18 protein-coding genes are annotated in these 19,134 nt (G+C 71.4%); 1 reads left to right on the top strand and 17 read right to left on the bottom strand.

Features of this window, described 5'->3' with window-relative positions; translation table 11 throughout:
* Position 1: 1 nt before the first annotated feature.
* The 14 genes from ABT352_RS15135 to ABT352_RS15200 all read right to left on the bottom strand — a co-directional run bounded on the left by ABT352_RS15135 (position 2) and on the right by ABT352_RS15200 (position 15,233).
* On the bottom strand, positions 2-349 hold the full coding sequence (locus ABT352_RS15135) for a RedY/HapK family protein (RefSeq protein WP_350945413.1): 348 nt from the start codon (positions 347-349) through the stop codon (positions 2-4).
* A 141-nt stretch (positions 350-490) separates the two neighbouring features.
* Positions 491-2,404 carry an oxidoreductase gene (locus tag ABT352_RS15140; RefSeq protein ID WP_350945414.1) on the bottom strand — a complete coding sequence of 638 codons (1,914 nt, stop codon included), beginning with the start codon at positions 2,402-2,404 and terminating at the stop codon, positions 491-493.
* The gene (locus ABT352_RS15145; protein ID WP_350945415.1) at positions 2,397-3,317 is read right to left on the bottom strand and encodes an OsmC family peroxiredoxin; all 921 of its coding nucleotides are present in this window, start codon (positions 3,315-3,317) and stop codon (positions 2,397-2,399) included. The genes ABT352_RS15140 and ABT352_RS15145 overlap by 8 nt, the downstream gene beginning before the upstream one ends.
* Positions 3,314-3,787 carry a (2Fe-2S)-binding protein gene (locus ABT352_RS15150; RefSeq protein WP_350945416.1) on the bottom strand — a complete coding sequence of 158 codons (474 nt, stop codon included), beginning with the start codon at positions 3,785-3,787 and terminating at the stop codon, positions 3,314-3,316. Before ABT352_RS15150 ends, ABT352_RS15145 begins: the two co-directional genes overlap by 4 nt.
* Positions 3,784-4,638, bottom strand: coding sequence for an FAD binding domain-containing protein (locus ABT352_RS15155; protein ID WP_350945417.1), 855 nt, complete (start codon positions 4,636-4,638; stop codon positions 3,784-3,786). Before ABT352_RS15155 ends, ABT352_RS15150 begins: the two co-directional genes overlap by 4 nt.
* Positions 4,635-6,998, bottom strand: a complete 2,364-nt coding sequence (locus ABT352_RS15160; RefSeq protein ID WP_350945418.1) for a xanthine dehydrogenase family protein molybdopterin-binding subunit — start codon at positions 6,996-6,998, stop codon at positions 4,635-4,637. The genes ABT352_RS15155 and ABT352_RS15160 overlap by 4 nt, the downstream gene beginning before the upstream one ends.
* Complete coding sequence (locus ABT352_RS15165; RefSeq protein ID WP_350945419.1) at positions 6,995-7,570, bottom strand: ureidoglycolate lyase; 576 nt, start codon at positions 7,568-7,570, stop codon at positions 6,995-6,997. The genes ABT352_RS15160 and ABT352_RS15165 overlap by 4 nt, the downstream gene beginning before the upstream one ends.
* The gene (locus ABT352_RS15170; RefSeq protein WP_350945420.1) at positions 7,564-8,946 is read right to left on the bottom strand and encodes an MmgE/PrpD family protein; all 1,383 of its coding nucleotides are present in this window, start codon (positions 8,944-8,946) and stop codon (positions 7,564-7,566) included. Before ABT352_RS15170 ends, ABT352_RS15165 begins: the two co-directional genes overlap by 7 nt.
* Positions 8,946-9,755, bottom strand: coding sequence for an ABC transporter ATP-binding protein (locus tag ABT352_RS15175; RefSeq protein ID WP_350945421.1), 810 nt, complete (start codon positions 9,753-9,755; stop codon positions 8,946-8,948). The genes ABT352_RS15170 and ABT352_RS15175 overlap by 1 nt, the downstream gene beginning before the upstream one ends.
* Complete coding sequence (locus ABT352_RS15180) at positions 9,745-10,515, bottom strand: hypothetical protein (RefSeq protein WP_350945422.1); 771 nt, start codon at positions 10,513-10,515, stop codon at positions 9,745-9,747. Before ABT352_RS15180 ends, ABT352_RS15175 begins: the two co-directional genes overlap by 11 nt.
* Positions 10,515-12,002: an FAD-dependent oxidoreductase gene (locus ABT352_RS15185; protein WP_350945423.1), complete on the bottom strand. Its 1,488-nt coding sequence runs from the start codon at positions 12,000-12,002 to the stop codon at positions 10,515-10,517. Before ABT352_RS15185 ends, ABT352_RS15180 begins: the two co-directional genes overlap by 1 nt.
* 13 nt (positions 12,003-12,015) lie before the next feature.
* Complete coding sequence (locus ABT352_RS15190) at positions 12,016-13,068, bottom strand: ABC transporter substrate-binding protein (RefSeq protein WP_350945424.1); 1,053 nt, start codon at positions 13,066-13,068, stop codon at positions 12,016-12,018.
* Between the two features lie 15 nt (positions 13,069-13,083).
* Positions 13,084-13,923 carry an ABC transporter permease gene (locus ABT352_RS15195; protein ID WP_350945425.1) on the bottom strand — a complete coding sequence of 280 codons (840 nt, stop codon included), beginning with the start codon at positions 13,921-13,923 and terminating at the stop codon, positions 13,084-13,086.
* Between the two features lie 500 nt (positions 13,924-14,423).
* Positions 14,424-15,233, bottom strand: a complete 810-nt coding sequence (locus ABT352_RS15200) for an IclR family transcriptional regulator (RefSeq protein WP_350945426.1) — start codon at positions 15,231-15,233, stop codon at positions 14,424-14,426.
* A 64-nt stretch (positions 15,234-15,297) separates the two neighbouring features.
* Here ABT352_RS15200 and ABT352_RS15205 point away from each other — a divergent pair, with 64 nt between their 5' ends.
* On the top strand, positions 15,298-15,960 hold the full coding sequence (locus ABT352_RS15205; RefSeq protein ID WP_350945427.1) for an SDR family NAD(P)-dependent oxidoreductase: 663 nt from the start codon (positions 15,298-15,300) through the stop codon (positions 15,958-15,960).
* Positions 15,961-16,062: 102 nt separating this feature from the next.
* Here the strand turns inward: ABT352_RS15205 and ABT352_RS15210 are convergent, their stop codons facing one another.
* From ABT352_RS15210 to ABT352_RS15220, 3 genes are read right to left on the bottom strand one after another with little or no spacing between them, the layout of a single operon-like run.
* Positions 16,063-16,917: a 3-hydroxyacyl-CoA dehydrogenase family protein gene (locus tag ABT352_RS15210; protein ID WP_350945428.1), complete on the bottom strand. Its 855-nt coding sequence runs from the start codon at positions 16,915-16,917 to the stop codon at positions 16,063-16,065.
* Positions 16,914-18,113 (bottom strand): thiolase family protein, encoded by a 1,200-nt coding sequence (locus tag ABT352_RS15215; protein WP_350945429.1) that lies wholly within the window; start codon positions 18,111-18,113, stop codon positions 16,914-16,916. Before ABT352_RS15215 ends, ABT352_RS15210 begins: the two co-directional genes overlap by 4 nt.
* A gap of 19 nt (positions 18,114-18,132) precedes the next feature.
* Positions 18,133-19,116, bottom strand: a complete 984-nt coding sequence (locus ABT352_RS15220) for an NADPH:quinone oxidoreductase family protein (RefSeq protein ID WP_350945430.1) — start codon at positions 19,114-19,116, stop codon at positions 18,133-18,135.
* Positions 19,117-19,134: the final 18 nt, after the last annotated feature.

Here is a 19,134-nt window from a genome sequence, read left to right on the forward strand (position 1 = left end):
CCTAGATTTCGTCCGCGTAGCTGATGTTCACGTTCGCACGCCAGCCGGTGGCCTCGTCCTGCCCCCACTTGGCCCGCCAGCGAGCGGCGTGGTCGAGGATGACCGGGTCGCCGAAGTGCAGCTTCCCGTCGGCGTGGAAGGCGTCGAGGTCGTCGACGAACATGAGGTCGAAGTGCCGGAAGCTCTCCTCGCCCCGGACGTTCCTCCTCACCACGTAGTTCGCGTAGTCCTGGATGCCGGGGTTCTGGCGGAAGGCGGGGTAGTCCACCGAGCGGGTGAAGTCGGCGTACTCGGTCAGGTCCGATCCGGGCCGGATGTCGTAGGTGAGCAGTACCAGTTTGCGCGCCATGGCGGCGCCTCCTTTGTCCTTTGTCGGGTCCACGGTCGTTTTCACGGGGCATGGGGGGTGGGGTTCACAGGGCGCGGGCCGTCGTTCTCACGGGGGCGCGGGTTCATCGGACACGGGTTCACGGGGCGCGGGTTCATGGGTTCACAGGGCGCGGGCGAGGGCGTGGCCCTCGTACATGGCGTCGAGCAGGGATCGGGGCGCCACCGCGTCACCGATGACGTGCACGGTCAGCCCGCTCCCCGCGAGGTCGGCGGCGAGGGTGTCGAGGGCGTCCGGAGGGTCGAGTTCGATCACGTCGGTGACCCCGTCGATCACGGTCTCGGCCGAGACGAGGGAGGAGCGCACCACGGCCCGTCCCTCACCGAACTCGGCGACGGCGCCGGTCCAGATGTCGACGCCCCGGTTCCTGAGCCGTTCGAGCGCGGTCATCCGGCTGTACTCGGTCACCCCGCGGAGCGGGGACGTCGCCGGGGTGACCACGTGCACCGTCCCGCCGGACCCGGCGATGGTCTCGGCGACGGACGCGCAGGTCCAGGTGCCCTCCCGATCGACCACGACGACGGTCCGTCCCTCCCACGAACGACGTTCGAAGGCGGCGAGGGGGCGGCGGCGGGCCGATCCGGTGGCGATCACCACGACGTCGGGAGCCGCCGCGACCACCTCCTGAGCGGTCACCGCCCCCGCCCCGGTCCTGACGGTCACCCCGAGCCTGTCCAGCTCGTGTTCCTCGTAGGTCCGCAGCAGGTCGAGTTCGTGCCGTCCGATCCCCCGCCGCCCGACCCGCACCTGACCGCCGAGCTCGTCGCCTTGCTCCCACAGGCGCACCCGGTGGCCGCGTTCGGCGGCGACCCTCGCGGTCTCCATTCCCGCCGGGCCGCCGCCGACGACGAGCACCGTCCTGGCCGGGCTCGCGGGTTCCGGGAGAACCGGCCACTCGGCCTCGCGTCCCACGGCGGGGTTCATCATGCAGGTGATGGCGCGGTGCCCGGCGATCTCACCGATGCAGAAGTTGCACGACACGCAGGGCCGTACCTCGCCCTCGCGCCCCTCGGCCGTCTTGGCGAGCAGGTGGGGGTCGGCGATGTGGGCGCGGGTCATCGCGACGGCCGCGATCTCGCCGCCCGCGAGGACCCGTTCGGCGTCGTCGACGTCGACGAACCGGCAGGCCGCGAAGACCGGAACGTCACCCGCGACCTCGGCGATCGCGAGCGTCTCCGGCAGGTAGGGCGTCCGGCCCTCGCTCATGTCGGCGACGTGGTGGCCGATGGACGGCACCGTGTAGGAGGCGACCGACACGTTGAGGAACGCGATCGGCCGGGTCCGGCACAGGAGTTCCGCGATGCGCCGCCCCTCGGCGAGGTCCTGCCCGCCCGGCAGCAGTTCGTCGGCGCTCATCCGCACCCCCACCAGCGCCGACGACCCGACCGCGTCCAGCACGTCGTCGAGCACCTCCAGCGGGAACCGCAGCCGGTTCTCCTCGGTGCCGCCGTAGTCGTCGGTCCGCGTGTTCGCGGCGGGTGAGATGAACTGGTGCAGCAGGTGCCCGTGCCCGAAGTGCACCTCGATCCCCTGGAACCCCGCCTCCACCGCGAGCAGCGCCGCCGCGACATAGGCCCGTCGCACCTCTTTCCTGTCGGCGGCGGTCATCACGTGCGGGACCTGGCCGGTGGTGTGCCAGGGCACGGCGCTCGGCCCCCACGACGCGGCCCGCCGGAAGAGGTTGTCGCTGTGGCGCCCGGTGTGGGTGATCTGGGTGAAGATCGCGGCACCCTCGTCGCGTACGGCGGTGACGATGTCGGCCAGGCCCGGCAGGGCGGCCCGGGAGGCGCTCAGCCCGCCCACGCGGCCCAGGCTCGTGTCGTGCACGCGCAGCGGCTCGGTGATGATCAGCCCGGCCCCGCCTCTCGCCCGTTCCCTGTGGTAGGCGACGTGGCGGGCGGTCGGCAGGAAGTCCACGCCGAAGTTGGTGGTGTGGGCCGACACGAAGACGCGGTTGCGCAGGGTCAGGCCGCCCAGGTTCAGGGGTGCGAACACGTGCGGGTGACGTTCAGTCATCCCGCTGCTCCCGTACGGTGACCGTGACGACGGCGTTGCCCTTCACCACGTTGGAGATCGCGCAACGGCGTTCGGCGACGGGGATCGCGGTCTCCAGCGCGGCGCGCGGCACGCCCCTGGTGGTCACGTCGAGACGGATGGCGTCGATGGTCCAGCCCGCCGCGTCGATGCGCAGCACGCACGTGCCGGTGACCTCGACGGCCTGTTCCGGGGTGCCGGGGGCGACGGCGTCGAGGGCGCCGCGCAGGGCCATCGCGAAGCAGGCGGCGTGCGCGGCGGCGAGCAGTTCCTCGGGCGAGGTCGCGGGCGCGACGCTGTTCTTCCTGCTCTCCAGGGAGATCGGCAGCGGATCGGTGGCGCCCGAGGCGAGGGCGAGACGGCCGGCTCCGCCGCGCAGCGCGCCGTCCCAGGCGGCGGTGGCGACACGGCGTACCGTCGCGGTCGTCGTCGGCGCGGTCGGCGTCGCCGCCGTCGCCGCCGTCGGCGCGGCCGTGCGCCAGCGCGGGTCGATCTCCTCCGCGGTACGTGCCCGGAGCACGCCGCTGATCTCCAGGTCGTTCCAGACCCGCTGCTCGACGATCCGGCCCGCGCTCAACCGGAACCTGTCCACGTAGCGCACGCCGTCGTACCCGACACCCTGGTTGTTCTCGCCGTACAGGGTGCCCATCGACCAGACGACGACGTCCCCCGAGGACTCGGTGAACGCCTCGTACTCGGTGCGGTGCTTGTCGACGTGCCGGTAGCGGGTGGCGGAGGCGTCCGCCAGGTCGCGCAGGGTGGTGTAGCGGCGGTCGCCCGGGAAGATCATCACGGCGTCGGGGGCGAGGTGGGCCCCCGCCGACTCCAGATCGCCCCGGCCGACCGCGGCCAGGAACTCCTCGACGATCGCGATGGCCGCGTCGGTGGTGCTCATGGGGTGTCCTTCATCCGGTCGGCGGCGCAGCGGATCGAGCGCACGATGGCGGCGTAGCCGGTGCAGCGGCACAGGTTGCCGTTGATCGCCTCGACGATCGCGTCGTCGTCGGGGTCGGGGTCGTCCTCCAGCAGCTCACAGGCGGTGAGCAGCATGCCGGGCAGGCAGTAGCCGCACTGGAAGCCGAACTCGTCCCAGAACGCCCGCTGCACCGGGTGCAGCCCGTCCTCGCCCGCGAGGCCCTCGATCGTGGTGAGGTCGGCGCCCTCCGCGCCGACCGCGAGCACCGAGCACGACTTGACGGTGGCGCCGTCGACGCGCACGGTGCAGGCGCCGCAGTCTCCGGTGAGGCAGCCGACGTGGGTGCCGGTCAGTCCGAGGTCCTCGCGGATGGCGTGGACGAGCAGTTTCGACGTCTCGACGTCGATCTCCCGCGCCCGGCCGTTCACGGTGAGGTTCACCCTGGTCATCGCGGTTCTCCTTCCTGGGCGGAGCGCGGTTCCCGGATGCCCCGCGATTCCTCGGTGGCCCGCAGTTCCCGGACGGCCCGCAGGGCCGCCACCGGTGCGACCCGGCGGCGGTAGTCGCCGTCCGCGAGCACGTCGCTCCACGGTTCGGTGAGCACCCGCCCGACCTCCGCGCGCACGTGCCCGGGGTCGTCTGATTCGAGGTGCACCGGCAGCGGTGTGGCCGCGACCCCGCCGAGGGCGAGCCGCAGCCCTCCTCCGGGCAGGCGCACGCAGGCCGCCGTCGCGATGGGCCAGCTGCTCTCGGCGAGCTTGAGCTTGTGGTAGCCGAAGGGGCCGGCCGGGCCGGGCAGCACGAGCGCCGCCAGCACCTCGTCCGGCCGCCGCGCGGTGGTGAAGGCGCCGGTGAAGAAGTCGGCCGCCGCGACCTCGCGGACCCCGGCGGCCGAGACCAGCCGCAGCTCCGCCCCGAGGGCGACCAGCACGGCCGGGACCTCGGAGGACGGGTTGGCGTAGCAGGCCGACCCGCCGACGGTGCCCCGGTTGCGGATCTGCGGGCCGCCGGTGATCCCGCCCGCGATTCGCCGCAGCGGTGGCACCTGCTCGCCGCCGTCGCGCAGAAGACGGGTGTACGTGGTCGTCGCGCCCACGACCACGGTGTCGCCGGCCCGGGTGATCCCGGACAGTCCGGCCCGTGACAGGTCGACGACGACGTCCGCCGAGGTCCGGCCGTGGGTGAGGTCGGGGACGACCATCGTGCCGCCGCCCACGATCACGGCGTCGTGCCCGGCGAGCGCGGCCACCACCCCTTCGAGGTCGGTGGGCGCGTGGTAGGCGAAGTTCTGGGTGATCATTTCGAGCGGGCCCGTTCGATGAGGTCGAGCACGACCGGCGCCGGCAGCGGCACCTGTGTCACGGTGACGCCGAAGGGCGCGAGGGCGTCCTCGATCGCGTTCGCCACCGCCGCCTGCGCGCCGCCGACCCCGGCCTCGCCCGCGCCCTTGTTGCCGTACATGGTGAAGGGGCTCGGGGTGACCTGGTGTTCGAGGCGGACCTTCGGCAGGTCTCCGGCGCGAGGCAGCAGATAGGACTTGAAGCGGTCGCTGAGCAGGCGGCCCTCGTCGTCGTAGACGAGTTCCTCGGTGAGCGCCGCGCCGAGGCCCATCACGATCGCGCCGTGGGCCTGGCCCTCGACGAGGGCGGGGTTGATGACGACCCCGCAGTCGTGGGCCATCACGAAGTCGACCAGTTCGGTGAGGCCGGTGTCGGCGTCGACCTCGACGACGGCGGCGTGCAGACAGTTGGAGTAGGTGGGGTAAGGCTGGATACGTCCGCGTTCGTCCGGGACGTGGTTGATGTTGCCCGGCTTGAAGGCGCGGGTGGCCTCCAGCACCGGCTCGACCTCCGAGGCCACGGCGAACGCGCGGGTGAGCACGGCCGCCGCGACGTCGGGCACCGGCACCGACCGGTCGGGCTCACCGGAGACCCGCACCACGCCGCCGGTCACCTCGACCTCGTCGGGGGAGACGCCCAGCATGCGGGCGCCGACCGTGGCGATCTTGGCCCGTACGTCGCGGGCGGCGAGCGCGGCGGACCCGCCGCCGACGACCATGCCGCGCCCGCTGAAGTTGCCGAACCCGCTCGGGCAGCGGTCGGTGTCACCCTGGACGACCTGGATCCAGCTCAGCGGCACCCCGAGCTCGTCGCAGACGATCTGCGCGATCGCGGTGTCGTTGCCGCCGCCGGGGCTGGTCACCCCGGTCAGCACGGTGACGCCGCCGCTCATGTTCATCCGGACCGTCGTCACGTCGAACCCGGAGACGAAGGTGCCGGGACCGTCGGCCGACTCCGGCGTGAGCTCGAAGGCGAGCCCGATCCCGAGGTGCCGGCCCAGGGAGCGCAGCTCGCGCTGGCGGTCGCGCAGGGCGTCGTAGTCCAGCGCCTTGAGCGCCTTGTCGAGCAGGCCGGGGAAGTCGCCGCTGTCGATGTTCAGGCCGGTCGCGGTTCGGAAGGGGAACCGGTCGGGCGGTACGAAGTTGACCCGCCGCACCCGCGCCGGATCGGCCCCCAGCCCGCGGGCCACCAGGTCGACGACCCGTTCCATCACGAAGTGGGCGCCGTCCTTGCCGAAACCCCTCGCGGCGTTCAGCGGCGGCTTGTTGGTCGCCACCACGTGCAGTTCGGCCTCGACGTTCGGTACGAGGTAACCGGAGGCGAGCGTGGTCGCCGACATGTTGGGCATCGCCCAGCCCGGCTGGGCCGTCACCGCGCCCGCGTTCGCGACGATCCGGTCCCTGACCGCGACGATGCGCCCGTCGCGCATCGCGCCGACGGTGACACGGTGCACCTGTTCGCGGGCCCCCGACAGGAAACACTCGCGGCGGTCCTCGATCCACTTCACCGGCGCGCCGGTGAGCCTGCTGAGCAGGCAGATCAGGGTCTCCTCCGGGTGTCCCTGCATCTTCAGCCCGAAACTGCCGCCGACCCGCGCGGTGACGACCCTGATCCTGGTCTCGTCGAGGCCGAGGCTGCGGGCCAGCATCCAGCGAAGCTGGTGGGGGTTCTGGACGGAACCGTGCACGGTCAGCGACTCGTCGAAGCGGTCCCAGGAGGCGAGGTAGCCGCGCGGCTCCATGGGCGCGGTGGTGCTACGGCCGATGCGGATCGTCTCGGTGACGACGAGGTCGGCCGTTTCGAGGGCGGCGTCGACGTCGCCGGTGCCGTAGTGGTTGTGCAGGATGACGTTGTCGGGCCAGTCGTCGTACAACCGGGGCGCGTCGGGCCGCAGCGCGGCGTCGGCGTCGAGCACGTGGGGCAGCCGCTCGTAGCCGACCCTGACCAGCCCGGCCGCCGCCTCGGCCTCGCGGCGGGTGCGGGCGACCACGGCGGCGACGGCCTGACCGGCGTGGACCACCTTGTCCACGGCCAGGCAGCGCACCTCGGCGCGGCGTCCGCCCCGGGCGGCCGGGTCGATGAAGTGCGGGATCGGCCCGCTGTGCCGAGCCGCCCTCTCCCCGGTCAGCACCAGCTCGACACCCGGGGCACGCTCGGCCTCGGAGGTGTCGATCCCGGTGATGCGCGCGTGCGCGACGTCACTGCGGACGATCGCGGCGTGCATCATGCCGGGCAGGACGTAGTCGTCCACGAACCGGCCCCGCCCGGTCAGCAGGACCTCGCCGTCCGCCTTGCGGACCGAGGTGCCGATCGCCGTCACGGCAGCCGGACCCTGACCCGCTGGCCGGTGCGGTGGAACGGATTGCGCTTCTCGACGTCGAACTTGTCGAGCTCGCCGTTCTCGTCGAGGCGGCACTGCAGGCCCTGGGTGAGCCGTTCGTGGCTGGTGATCAGGAAGAGCTGACCGTCGACCGAGGGGAACGGCGGCTCGTGCCAGGTGCCCCGGTAGAGGTTGATCGACACGTCGCCCGGCACCACGAACGCCTTCACCTGGTCGAGCGGCGGGAAACCGTGCTCAAGCGGCACGTCCGGCGGCGCGACGACGGCGACGTAGGGCTTGCCGCCGAGCGGGATCATCGTCTGCGTCATCTCGACGTGGCGCTCCAGGTAGCGCAGGTTGTCGCCCCGCATGCCGACGCGGAACACCAGGAACTCCGGCGGGGTGTCGGAGTCGATCCGGATCGGCCCGTGCACGGCGTTCTTGCCGGAGTAGAAGTCGATCGGCAACCGGGGGGTGGCCTCCAGCGACATCACCTCGCCGTAGGGGGCGAAGTCGGCGGCCGTGAGCGGCTGCGGGGTGATGACGTGCTGCGGACTGTCCGGGCTCAGCATGGCTGTCCTCCTGTCGTGATCGTGACCAGGGCGCGTACGGGGGTGTCCTCCGCCGTCAGGAGCAACTCGGCGGCGCGGTCGGCGGCCTCCTCCCCGGCGACGGGGACGGCAGAGCCCCGATACTTGCCGAGCAGCTCCTGGCTGGTCAGCGGGTTGCGGCTGTCTCCTGCGGGCAGGTCGATCTGGCGGGTGTGCGTCCCCTTCCCGGTCGTGACGGTGACGCGGGTCGCGGTGTACTCCGGGTAGCGCGCGTCGAGGTCGGGGGCGACCCGGATGCGGACCGAGGCGGCCACCCGGTTGACGAGCGGATCCGAGGTGCGCTCCGGGGCGTACTGGGCGGCGGTGACGTCGCGGTCGGCGAGGGCGACGGCCGCCACGTACGGCAGGCTCAACGTGCACGGCACCACCGAGCCACCCGCGGGACGGTCGACCAGGACCTTGGCGACGTCGTAGGTCTCGACGTCGACGGCGGTCACCTCGGCCACGTCGAGGTCGTGTTCGGCGGCGAGCTCGGCGCACGCCTGGGCGGCGCCGTGGGTGTGGCGGCACCCGGCGAAACGCTTCTGGTGGACCTCCAGGACCGTCCACTCCTCGCCCAGTCCGTCGGTGAGGCGGGAGTCCGTGGGGTCGCCGCGGAACAGGGCGACCAGCCCTCTCGGGTGTTCGACGACCTCGTCCCAGCCGGTGAGCCCGGCCTGGGCGTGCAGGGCGCCCTCGACCCCGGCGCGGGCGATCTGCCCGGCGAACGCGGGCTTCACGGTGAACCCGGCGAAGATCTCCTCGATCATGACGGCGGGCACGAAGAACCCGGCGGCGCCGACGGCCGAGACGATCCCGTCCTCGTCGAGGCCGAGCAGCTTCGCGCATCCGGCGGCGGCGCCGTACCCGGCGGCCACCGGGAACCATCCGGCGACGGTCGCGCCGGGGTGCATGACCCGGCCGATCCGGTTCGCCACCTCGTACGCCGCCACCACCGCCGTCAGCAGCGCGCGCAGGTCGGCGTCGCGGGACTCGGCCACCGCGAGCAGCGCGGGAAGGGCGTGGGAGGGGTGGAATCCGCCGAACCGGTACCCGTCCTGGTGTTCCAGTACGTCGGCCGCGCATCCGTTCGCGTAGGCGGCGTCCGCCAGGGTGGTGGAGAAACCGGCACCGAGCACGGTCGCCTCAGGGGTGCCGCCCCTGGCGCGGACCAGTTCGGTGATGGTGGCCGCCTCCGGGACCCGGCCGCCCGCCAGTGCCGCCCCGAAGAAGTCGAGGAGCAGGTGGCGCGCCTTGGCGACGACCGGTTCAGGCAGGTCGTCGAAGGTCAGCTCCGCGACGAAGCGGGCCAGCGCGCGGGTCGCCCCGCCGGTCGATTCGTCCGTCGTCCCGCCCATCAGATCTCACCGAGCTGGGAGCGCAGGTGCTGGACGATCTCCCCGAACTGCGGCGTCTTGACGATGTCGAGCGATCTCGGGCGGGGGAAGTCGATCTCGACGACGTCCTGGATGCGTCCGGGCCGCTGCGAGAGCAGCACCACCCGGTCGGCGAGGAAGACCGCCTCGGAGATCGAGTGGGTGACCAGCACGGTCGTCTTCCCCGTGTCCATCCACAGCTGCTGGAGCATGGAGTTCATCCGGTCGCGCGTCATCGCGTCGAGGGCGCCGAAGGGCTCGTCCATGAGCAGGATCGACGGCCGGTGGATCAGCGCCCGCGCGATGGCGACCCGCTGCTGCATGCCACCGGAGAGCGCGCGCGGGAAGTGTTCGAGGAAGTCCGCCAGGCCCATCATGTCGGCGAGTTCCTCGGCCCTGCTGCGGCGCTCCTTACGGCCGACGCCCTTGCCCTCCAGCGGCAGGGCGATGTTCTTCCAGATCTTCCGCCACGGCATCAGCGTCGCCTGCTGGAAGACGAAGCCGAGCGAGCCGAGCGCCTCCCGCGAAGGAGTGTTGTCGCCCTCCGAGTACAGGAGTTTGTCGCCGATGACGATCGTGCCCTCGGTCGGCGCGATGAGCCCGCCGAGCATCCGCAGGAGCGTCGTCTTCCCGCAGCCGGAGGGGCCGAGCAGCACGACGAACTCGCGCGGCTTGATCTCCAGGTCGGTCGGGACGAGGGCGCGGACCGGTCCGGCGTCGGTGGTGTACTCCTTGCCGACGCCCTTGATCGAGATCGCCGCCCCGCCGTCGATCATCCGTTCATCGGACATACGCACGCTCCGACAGCTCGTCCCAGGTGTTGCCGGGTTCGGGGACGCGGTACTCGGTGGTCGGCGCCGCGTCGGAGCGGATGAACGACATCGTCCCGCCGCGTGAGTAGAGCGGGCCGTGGAAGACGCCCGGGGAGCGGAAGAAGTAGCCGCCCTCGCGGATCACGCCGAGCGGGCCCATCAGCACGTCGCCGTAGATCTTGAACGACTCCTCGTAGACCGGGTGGGCCTCGGCCATGGGCGACTTCCAGCCCGGCATCATCGCGGCGAGGTAGATGTAGACCTCGCCGTCTGAGCGCAGCGTCTTCGACATCGCCCCGACCTCGAGCTCCACCTCGCCGCTCCAGCCGGCCGGGATCCACGGTTCCCTCTCGGGGGTGATCCGCAGGAGCGGTTCACCGGAGCCGACGCCGGCGGCGAAGCCGGGCTCGCCCCAGAATCCGGCGTAGACGGTGAGGCCGCGTACCGACGCGACCAGGTCGATCGCGCTGCCCGCCCGGGCGTAGACGTAGTCGCCGGTGCGGAGCGGCTCTCCGTCGAGCAGCCCCTCCCCCGCGACCACGAACAGATCCACCCCGGCGGACAGCACACCCTGGTGACGGCCGGTCAGCCGGTGGACCGCGGTCTCCGCGCCCGTGCCGGCGTCGCGGCTCAGCAACCGCTTGAGCCCGCCCTGCGCCGCGCCGAACGCCCCGTCCTGGACGGGCTGCCACGGCACGTCCTGGGTCTGGACGAAGTCGACGTCAGGCCTGTTCCACATCACATGCTCCCTGGATCGGTGGTGGCGCCGGCCGCCCGGCGTCCGAGCATCCGGCCGAACCCGAGTGCGGGAGTGACGCTCATCCCGCTCACGAACGACTTGCCGGACAAGGTGCTGCCGCCGATGACCTCGCCCGCGGCCCACAGGTTCGCGAACGGGCCGTCGGGTCCGATGACACGCAGCCGGCTGTCGACGGCGAGCCCCGCCGGGCTCTTCAGCGTGGTGCCGTGGTTCAGTACGGCGTAGTACGGCGGTTCTGCGATCGGCGCGGGCAGGTGGGCCCGGCCGAAGGGGTCGTCGCCCGAGGCGACGGCCGTGTTGTAGGCGGCCACGGTGTCGGCCAGGACGCCGGGATCCATCCCGGCGGCCCGCGCCAGCGTCGTCAGGTCGAGCGCGGTGACGAACGACGGGTGGCCGTCAAAGGCCCGGTCGAGCTCCGTCTCGTCCCAGGTGGGGAACAGCGCCGGCGCCGATCGGCGGATCGCGGCGTCGTACACCACCCAGAACTTCAGCTCGGGCTGGGCGAGCAGGGCGTTCTCCCGGTCGTCGACGCTCGGGGCGTCCTCGGCGACGAACCGCTCGCCGCGGGTGTTCACGTGGATCTCCCACGGGGCCCGCGCCTGCGGGGTGAGGGCCGGATAGTCGTCCAGCCCCACCGTCTCCCAGGTGCTGCCGGACCGCAGCACCCCGCCGTACGTGGGAAGGAAGCGGTCCTGACCGCGCACCCGGCCACCGGCGTCGACGGCGGCGAGGATGCCGGAACCCTCGGCGCCCGGCGAGGCGGGGCCCGCGAGCGGCGCCCCCGACGTGAGCCGGGGGAACAACTCGGGGTTGCCCGCGTAGCCACCGCTGGTGAGGATCACGTTCGTCGCGTCGATCTCCCGGAACGTTCCATCGGGGTCCCGGACCGTAACCCCGGCCACCCTGACCTCCCCGGGCTCCCCGGGCTCCCCGGGCTTTCCGGTCTCCACGGCGCGTTCCGCGGTCCGGAACGCCACCAGTTCGGTGCCGAGCGCCAACGTCACCGATCCCGCGCACGCCTTCTCGAACGCCGGGAGCAGCACCTCCAGCACCGACCGCCCCGCGTCGCGCCCCCAGTAGGTGCGCGGCAGCAGGTAGGGCTCGTGGAAGTGCAGCACCGCCGGGGCGTCGGGGTCCATGTCGAAACCCGAGGCCATCAGCCATTCGATCGTCGCGGGCGCGTGGTCCACCGCGAGCCGGACCAGTTCCGGATCGGCGGTGTTCCTGCTGATCCGCATCACGTCGTCGAAGTGCAGGTCAGGGCTGTCACGGATGCCCTTGGCACGCTGCAGGGCGGTGCCGCCCGCCGAGAGCTGTGCCCAGGACCGCCACAGGGTGCCGCCGGGCCGGTCGCCCTTCTCGACGACCGTGACCCGCAGACCGTGTGCCGCGGCCTCGATCGCGGCCGGCAACCCGGCGGTGCCGGCGCCGACCACCACGAGGTCGGTGGTCGTGGTGCGCTGCATCAGGAGCGGCCTTTCACACGGAGTCGATGAACGTGGTGTCGATGAAGTCGGTGACCGGCCGCTTGGTGTCCTTGATCATTCCGGACTTGCGCATCAGCTCGATCCCGCTCTCCCAGACGGCGGTGTCCATCGACAGGAAGTCACCGCTCTTGGCGGTGCTGACCTTGACCTCGGCGGCGACCTTCGCGGCGGCCAGTGCCTTGTCGGAGACCTCGATCTCGTTGAGCACGCCCACGGCCTCCAGCACCTTGTCGGTGTTGGCGGTGTCCGCCATGAACTTCCACGCCTTGCGGCAGGCCCGCAGGAAGCTGGTGATCGCCTCGCCCTCGGCCTGCGCGGTCTCCCTGGTGACGAAGTAGGAGTCGCCGGGGAGCGGCGCGAACAGGTCGGTGTTCAGGTAGTTCAGCTCGATGTTGCGCTGCCTGAAGGCCGTCTCGGAACCGATGAAGGTGATGAAGCCGTCCACCTCGCCCCGGTTGAGGAACTCCAGCGAGCCGACGTCGGCGCCGGTGACGACCTTCTTCACCTTCGTGGGGTCGAGCCCCGCGGCGACCGACATCGCGTCGAGCAGCAACTCGGTGGTGCCGCCCTTGGAGATGACGCCGATGGTCTTGCCCTGCCACTGCTCGGGGCTGGTCAGCGGCTTGTCCGGCAGGGACGCGACGCTGTACTGGCTGACCTGGTCCTTCTGGCCGACCGTGACGATCGGGGTGTCCTGGTCGGCGATGAGCGGGCAGGTGATGACGGAGGCGGCCTTGCCGAACATGGCCTGCTTGCCCGCCACCTGGGAGACGGAGCTCGCCGTGCCGGTGCCGCCGATCGACGTGATCAGCAGGCCCTCCTCGGCGAAGAACCCCTGGGCCTGGGCGACGTACACGTCGGAGTGGGCGATGATGTGCTGGAACGGGGTCATGTAGACGAGGTTGCGCAGCTGCTCGCCCGAAGGGCCGGTGCTGGCGGCGGTGTCCCCGCCGGAGCCGTCCGACGAGCACCCGATGAGGAACTGGCTTCCGGTGGCGGTGGCGACGAGCAGCCCGGCCCCACGGAGGAAGTTGCGGCGGTCCATGTAGGTGTTCCTGTTCTAGAGAGACGTGGGACGGCCGGACGACTCGTGCCAGGGGATCGCGAACCTCCGGATGGCCGCGGTGACGGCGTAGAGGAGGAAACCGAGCACCGTCATCACGATCACGACCGCGAAGAGCATGTCGGTGCGGAGACCGGCCAGCATCATCGTCGCGAGGGCACCCAGGCCCTCGTCGCCACCGAGGTACTCGCCGACGACGGCGCCGGTGATGGCGAAGACGATGCCCAGCTCCACGCCGGTGAGCACGTAGGGCAGCGAGGACGGGATGTCCAGGGAGATCACACGCTTCCACCAGGGTGCCTGGATGACGCGCATGAGATCGCGGTGACCGGGTTCGATCGACCGGATCCCGAGGATCGTGTTCTGCATCATCACGAAGAACGCGATGATCGCCGCCATGAAGATCTTGGATGTGGGTCCGAAACCGAACCACAGAAGGAACAGCGGGACGATGGCCACCTTCGGTACGACCTGGGTGGCGATGAGGAACGGCGACAGGACCCGTTCCAGTCTGCGGGCCTTGCCGAGGATGATGCCCAGGGCCACCCCGACGACGGCGGCGAGGGCGAACCCGACCAGCGTCTCGTAGAGGGTGACCTTGATCGCCTCGTAGATGAGCGAGCCCTGCATCAGCTCGACCAGGGCCGCGCCGACCGTCTCGGGCGGGGGAAGCATCAGCTCTCCGACGCCGAACAGCACGGTGTAGGCCTTCCACGCCCCGATGAAGACCAGAAGCAGCAGAGGGGTGGTGATCCACAGCATCAACGAGGAATCGGTCCACTTACGTCGAGGCGCGCGGGGCCGCATCTCCTCCGAAGTGCGGACTGAGGTCGACATGTGCTTGCCCTCCAGGCTCCCGGTGTATCGCTGGGCGGAACGCCGTACCGGATACCGTGATGCTAGGCGCGCCACCAAAAGCAGGTCAAGGGATCCATCACTGTTTTTCGAGTTTGTAACACGCAGGGGCGATTTGACGCTTTTATCACCATATCTGAGGGTGACCGGTGCACAATCGATCGCTACACAGAGTGATAACAGCAGGTAAAAGAGCCGCCGTCGTGTCGACGGCGGGCGCCTGTCCGGGATTTCGGTCAGTCGGCCCTCAGGGGCGGCCGACCCGAACGGTGAGCGGGCCCCGCAGTCGGCCGGTCCCGAGGATCGACCGCGTTCCGCTCAGGAAACCGGGCGGCGAAGCCGGGAAGGCAACGGAGCCGAGGGCGGTGAGACCAAGGAGGGCAGGAGGACAGCGAAGCCAGGGGCGGTGAGGCCGGGAGGGCGGCGGAGGAAGGCCGCGAGGTGGTCGCGAGGTGGAGGACAGAGCCAGGAAGGCGGCGAAGTCAGGAGGAACGGTAACCGAGCTGGCGGGAGACCTCGGTGGCGGCCTCGTGGACGAGGCGGCCGTACTCCTCGATGTTGCCGACGCTGAGCCGGCTCACCGGCCCGCAGACCGAGATCGAGCCGTAAACCCGGCCGGTCGCCTCGTGGACCGCCGCCGCGACCGACGCCGCCCCCTGCTGGCGCTCGCCGAGGCTCACGGCGTAACCGCGCTGCCGGATGGTCTCCAGCTCGTCGGCGAGCCGGGCCGGGTCCTGGATCGTGATCCCGGTCAGCGCCTCAAGCGGCTGCGAGGACAGGTAACCGCGGATCTCCTCGGCCTCCATCGCGGCCAGGATCGCCTTCGACGACCCGCCGGCGTGGAGCGGGTAGAGCCGCCCGAGCTGCACCGACATGCGGATCTCCTGCGGTGAGAGCACCTGGGTGAGATACATGCGCTGGGTGCCGTACCGCACCGAGAGGGTCGCGGTCTCCTTGGTGTGGGCGACCAGCCGTTCGAGGTAGGGCTGGGCGATCCTCGGCACCTCCATCTGCGCCATCGCCGCCAGGCCCACGCTCACCGCGCCGGGCCCCAGGCGGTAACGCCGGGTGCGCTCGTCGAAGGAGAAGAAGTCGGCCGCCACGAGGGTGCGGACCACCCGGTGGACCACCGCCTTGCTCAGCCCGAGCGACCTGGCCAGCTCGGAGACGCCGATGTCGGGCTCCTTCGCCGCCGCGACCGCGAAGATCACCTGCAGTGCCCTCTCGACACCGCTGCTGGTCTGCCCGTCGTCGGCAGGGGTCCCGTTCGCCGTACTCTCCTCCGCCCGCACAAGCTCAGAGCATAGCCCGCCCCCGGGTCGTCCGGCCTCACCCATCCCTGATACAAATGTCCGGATGGCGAAGACTTCCCTGGTGGTGGGGGGTGCGGGTGGCATCGGCCGCGCCTGCGCCGACCGCCTGCGCGCCCTCGGCCACGACCTGATCGTCATCGACAGAGCCCTCGGCCACGACGCGAGCGACCCCTCCTCGGTACGTGAGGCACTCGGTGACACCCCGATCCTGGACAACGTCGTCCACGCCGCCGGCTCCGTCGGCGAGGGCGGCATCGAGGACCTCGACCTGGCCCAGTGGCGCCGGGTGCTCGACGACAACCTGACCTCCGCCCTCGTCGTCACCCAGGCGGCGCTCCCCCTGATGGGCGAGGGCGGCTCGGTCGTCCTGTTCAGCTCGGTCAACGGCCGCCACGGCGGCAACCGCCTGTCAGGACCCGCCTACGCCACCGCGAAGGCCGGGCTGATCGGCCTCACCCGCCACCTGGCCAAGGACCAGGCGGCGAGGGGGATCCGGGTGAACGCGGTGGCCCCCGGCCCGGTGGCGACCCCGATGCTGACCCGCCTGTCCGAGGAGGAGATGGACGCCCTGCGACGCCAGATCCCCCTCGGCCGGGTGACCGGTCCCGAGGAGATCGCCGGCACGGTCGAGTGGTTGTGCTCCTCATCCGCCGCCTCGGTCACCGGGGCGGTGATCGACGTCAACGGCGGCATGTGGATGGGCTAGCCCCGTTCACCGGCTCGCCCGGCAGCCCCGTACGGGGACGGGGCTCACCGGTGCCGCCGACATCGCCCACCGGCTCGCCCAGCCGTCCCCACGGGGACGGGCTCACCAGTCGTAGAAGCCCTTGCCCGTCTTGCGCCCGAGGTGTCCCGCGGCGACCAGTTCGCGCAGGATGCGGGGAGGCTCGAAGCGCGCTCCCAGTTCGCGGGCGAGGTGTTCGGCGATGGCGAGCCGGACGTCGAGCCCGACGACGTCGGTCGTCTTCAGGGGGCCCAGGGGGTGCTTGTAGCCGAGCGTCATCGCCGTGTCGATGTCTTCCGCCGACGCGACCCCCTCCTCCAGCATCCGCATCGCCTCCAGGGCGAGGGCCACCCCCAGCCTGCTGCTCGCGAAACCCGGCGAGTCGCTCACCGTGATCGCGGTCTTGCCGAGGGCGGTCACCCAGGTCTGCGCGTCCGCGACGAGGTCCCGTGAGGTCTTGGTGCCGACGACGACCTCCACCAGCTCACTGGCCGGTACGGGGTTGAAGAAGTGCAGGCCGACGAAGCGCTCCGGCCGGGCCAGCTCCCTGGCCAGGTCGTCGATCGACAGGCTGGAGGTGTTGGTGGCGAGCACGGCGTCCGCCGCGACCTCCTCCACGTCGCGCAGCACCCGCCGCTTGAGGTCGGGATCCTCGGGGACCGCCTCGATCACCAGGGCACACGCCCCCAGCGGGGTGCGGTCGACGGTGACGACCAGCCGTGAGAGGAGTTCGGCCGCGGGCGCGGGGAGTTTCCCCCTCCGCTCGGCGTTCGCCACGCTGCCCTCCACCCGCTCACGGGCGGCCCGCACGGTGTCGTCCGAGGTCTCGACGATCCGTACGTCGGCGCCTGCCAGCAGGAACGCGTGCGCGATGCCCGCGCCCATCCGCCCGCCTCCGTACACCCCCACCGTCGACGGAGCGCTGGTGGACCGCATCATGACCACTTCCCTGTGTCGGTGACGTTTTCCAATACGACGGCGAGGGCCTGTCCCACGCCGATGCAGATGGCCGCGACGCCCCAGCGCTCCCCTTCCGAGGCGAGGCGCCGGGCGAGCGTGCCGAGGACGCGCGCGCCCGAGGCTCCGAGCGGGTGCCCGATCGCGATCGCGCCGCCCTTGGTGTTGACGATGCCGGGGTCGATCTTCCAGGCGTCGACGCAGGCGAGTGACTGCGCGGCGAAGGCCTCGTTGAGCTCGACCGCTCCGACGTCGGACCAGCCGATCCCCGCCCTCGCCAGGGCGACCCCGGCCGCCTCGACCGGCGCGAATCCGAAGTCCTGCGGATCCAGCGCGTGCACTCCCCGGCCCGCGAAGCGGGCCACCGGGTCGGAGCCGATGAGCGATCCGGCCTCCTCCGACCCGACGACCAGGGCGGCCGCCCCGTCGCTGAGCGGGGACGCGTTGCCCGCCGTGATGGACCCGTCGGGCCTGAACGAGGGCTTCAGCCCGGCCAGCGTCTCGGGGGACGAGCCGGGTCTGATGCCTTCGTCCCTGTGCAGCCCGGTGTTCTCCACCGGAACGACCAGATCGTCGTAGAACCCGTCCTCCCAGGCGGCGTGGGCGAGCCGGTGCGAGCGCGCCGCGAACTCGTCCTGCCGCTCGCGGGTGATGCCGTACCTGTCGGCCAGCTGCTCGTTGCACTCGCCCAGGGAGACCGTCCACTCCTTCGGCATACGCGCGTTGACCAGCCGCCACCCCAGCGTCGTGGAGACCGCGCTGAGGTCACCCGCGGGATAGCCGCGCCTGGGCTTGGGGAGTACCCACGGCGCCCGCGTCATCGACTCGGCACCGCCGGCCACGACGACCTCGGCGTCGCCCGCCTCGACCATCCGGGACGCCGTCATCGCCGCGTCCAGCGACGAGCCGCAGAGCCGGTTCACCGTCGAGCCGGGCACCGAGGTGGGCAGCCCGGCGAGCAACACCGCCATGCGCGCGACGTTGCGGTTGTCCTCGCCGGCGCCGTTGGCGTTGCCGTAGATCACATCGTCGATGAGCGCGGGGTCCAGCGCCGGCACCGTGTCGAGCACCCCCGTGAGCGCGGCCGCGGCCAGGTCGTCGGGACGCACCTCGGCGAGGGCGCCGCCGAAACGGCCGAACGGCGTACGGACGGCGGCGTAGAGAAACGAGGTGGTCACCTGTGGAGTCCTTTCCTGCTCAGCCCAGGCCCGTCGTCAACACGACCTTGCCCTTGACCCGGCCCTCCTTGACGTACTGCAGGGCGTCGCCGGCCTTCTGGAGCGGGAACGTCGTGTCGACCGCCGCGTCGACCTTCCCTTCGACGAACAACCGGAACACCTCGGCCATGGTCGAGCGCATCAGTTCCGGCATCCGGTCGCGGTAGTCGCTGCTCTGGAGTCCCACGATGCTGATGCTCTTCACCAGGATGTGTCCGGGCTTGATGGGGTTCTGGCCGCCCGAGGCGAATCCGACGATCACGATGCGGCCCTCCCAGGCGGTCGCCCGGATGATCTGGGTGAGGAAGTCACCGCCGAGCATCTCGAGGACCACGTCGACGCCCCTGCCGTCGGTGGCCGCCAGCAGGTCGTCGCGCAACGTCTCCGGGGTGGAGGTGAGCACGACGTCCGCGCCCTGCCGGCGGGCCAGCTCCGCCTTCGCGTCGTCCTGGGCCAGCGCGATCACCCGCGCGCCGTACGCCTTGGCGAGCTGGACGCCGGCGGAGCCGACGCCTCCGCCCGCGCCGGTGACCAGAACGGTCTCCCCCGGCTTCATCCGGCCTCGGCGCAGCAGCCCGAAGTAGGCGGTGGAGTAGACGAGGCCGGAGGCGGCCGCCGACTCGTAGGACATCGCGTCGGGCAACTCCATCACCAGTTCCTCGGGGACGCGCAGCTGCTCGGCGTAGCCACCGAACTCGACCAGCGCGAGGACACGCTGGCCGACCCGGAGTCGTTCGACGCCCGCACCGACCGCCTTGACGCGTCCCGCCGCCTCCTTGCCGGGGCTGAAGGGCCGTTCCGGCAGGTTCTGGTATTTGCCCTCGACGACGAGAATGTCGGGGAAGTTGACGCTGACGGCACCGACCTCGATCACGACCTCGCCCGGACCCGGCACCGGGTCGGGCACGTCTTCGACGACGAGGCTGGTCGGGGGGCCGAACTCCTTGACGAGTGCAGCGCGCATGGATGTCTCCTTCGGTTG

Source organism: Streptosporangium sp. NPDC000563 (assembly GCF_040299985.1).
Classification (GTDB): domain Bacteria; phylum Actinomycetota; class Actinomycetes; order Streptosporangiales; family Streptosporangiaceae; genus Streptosporangium.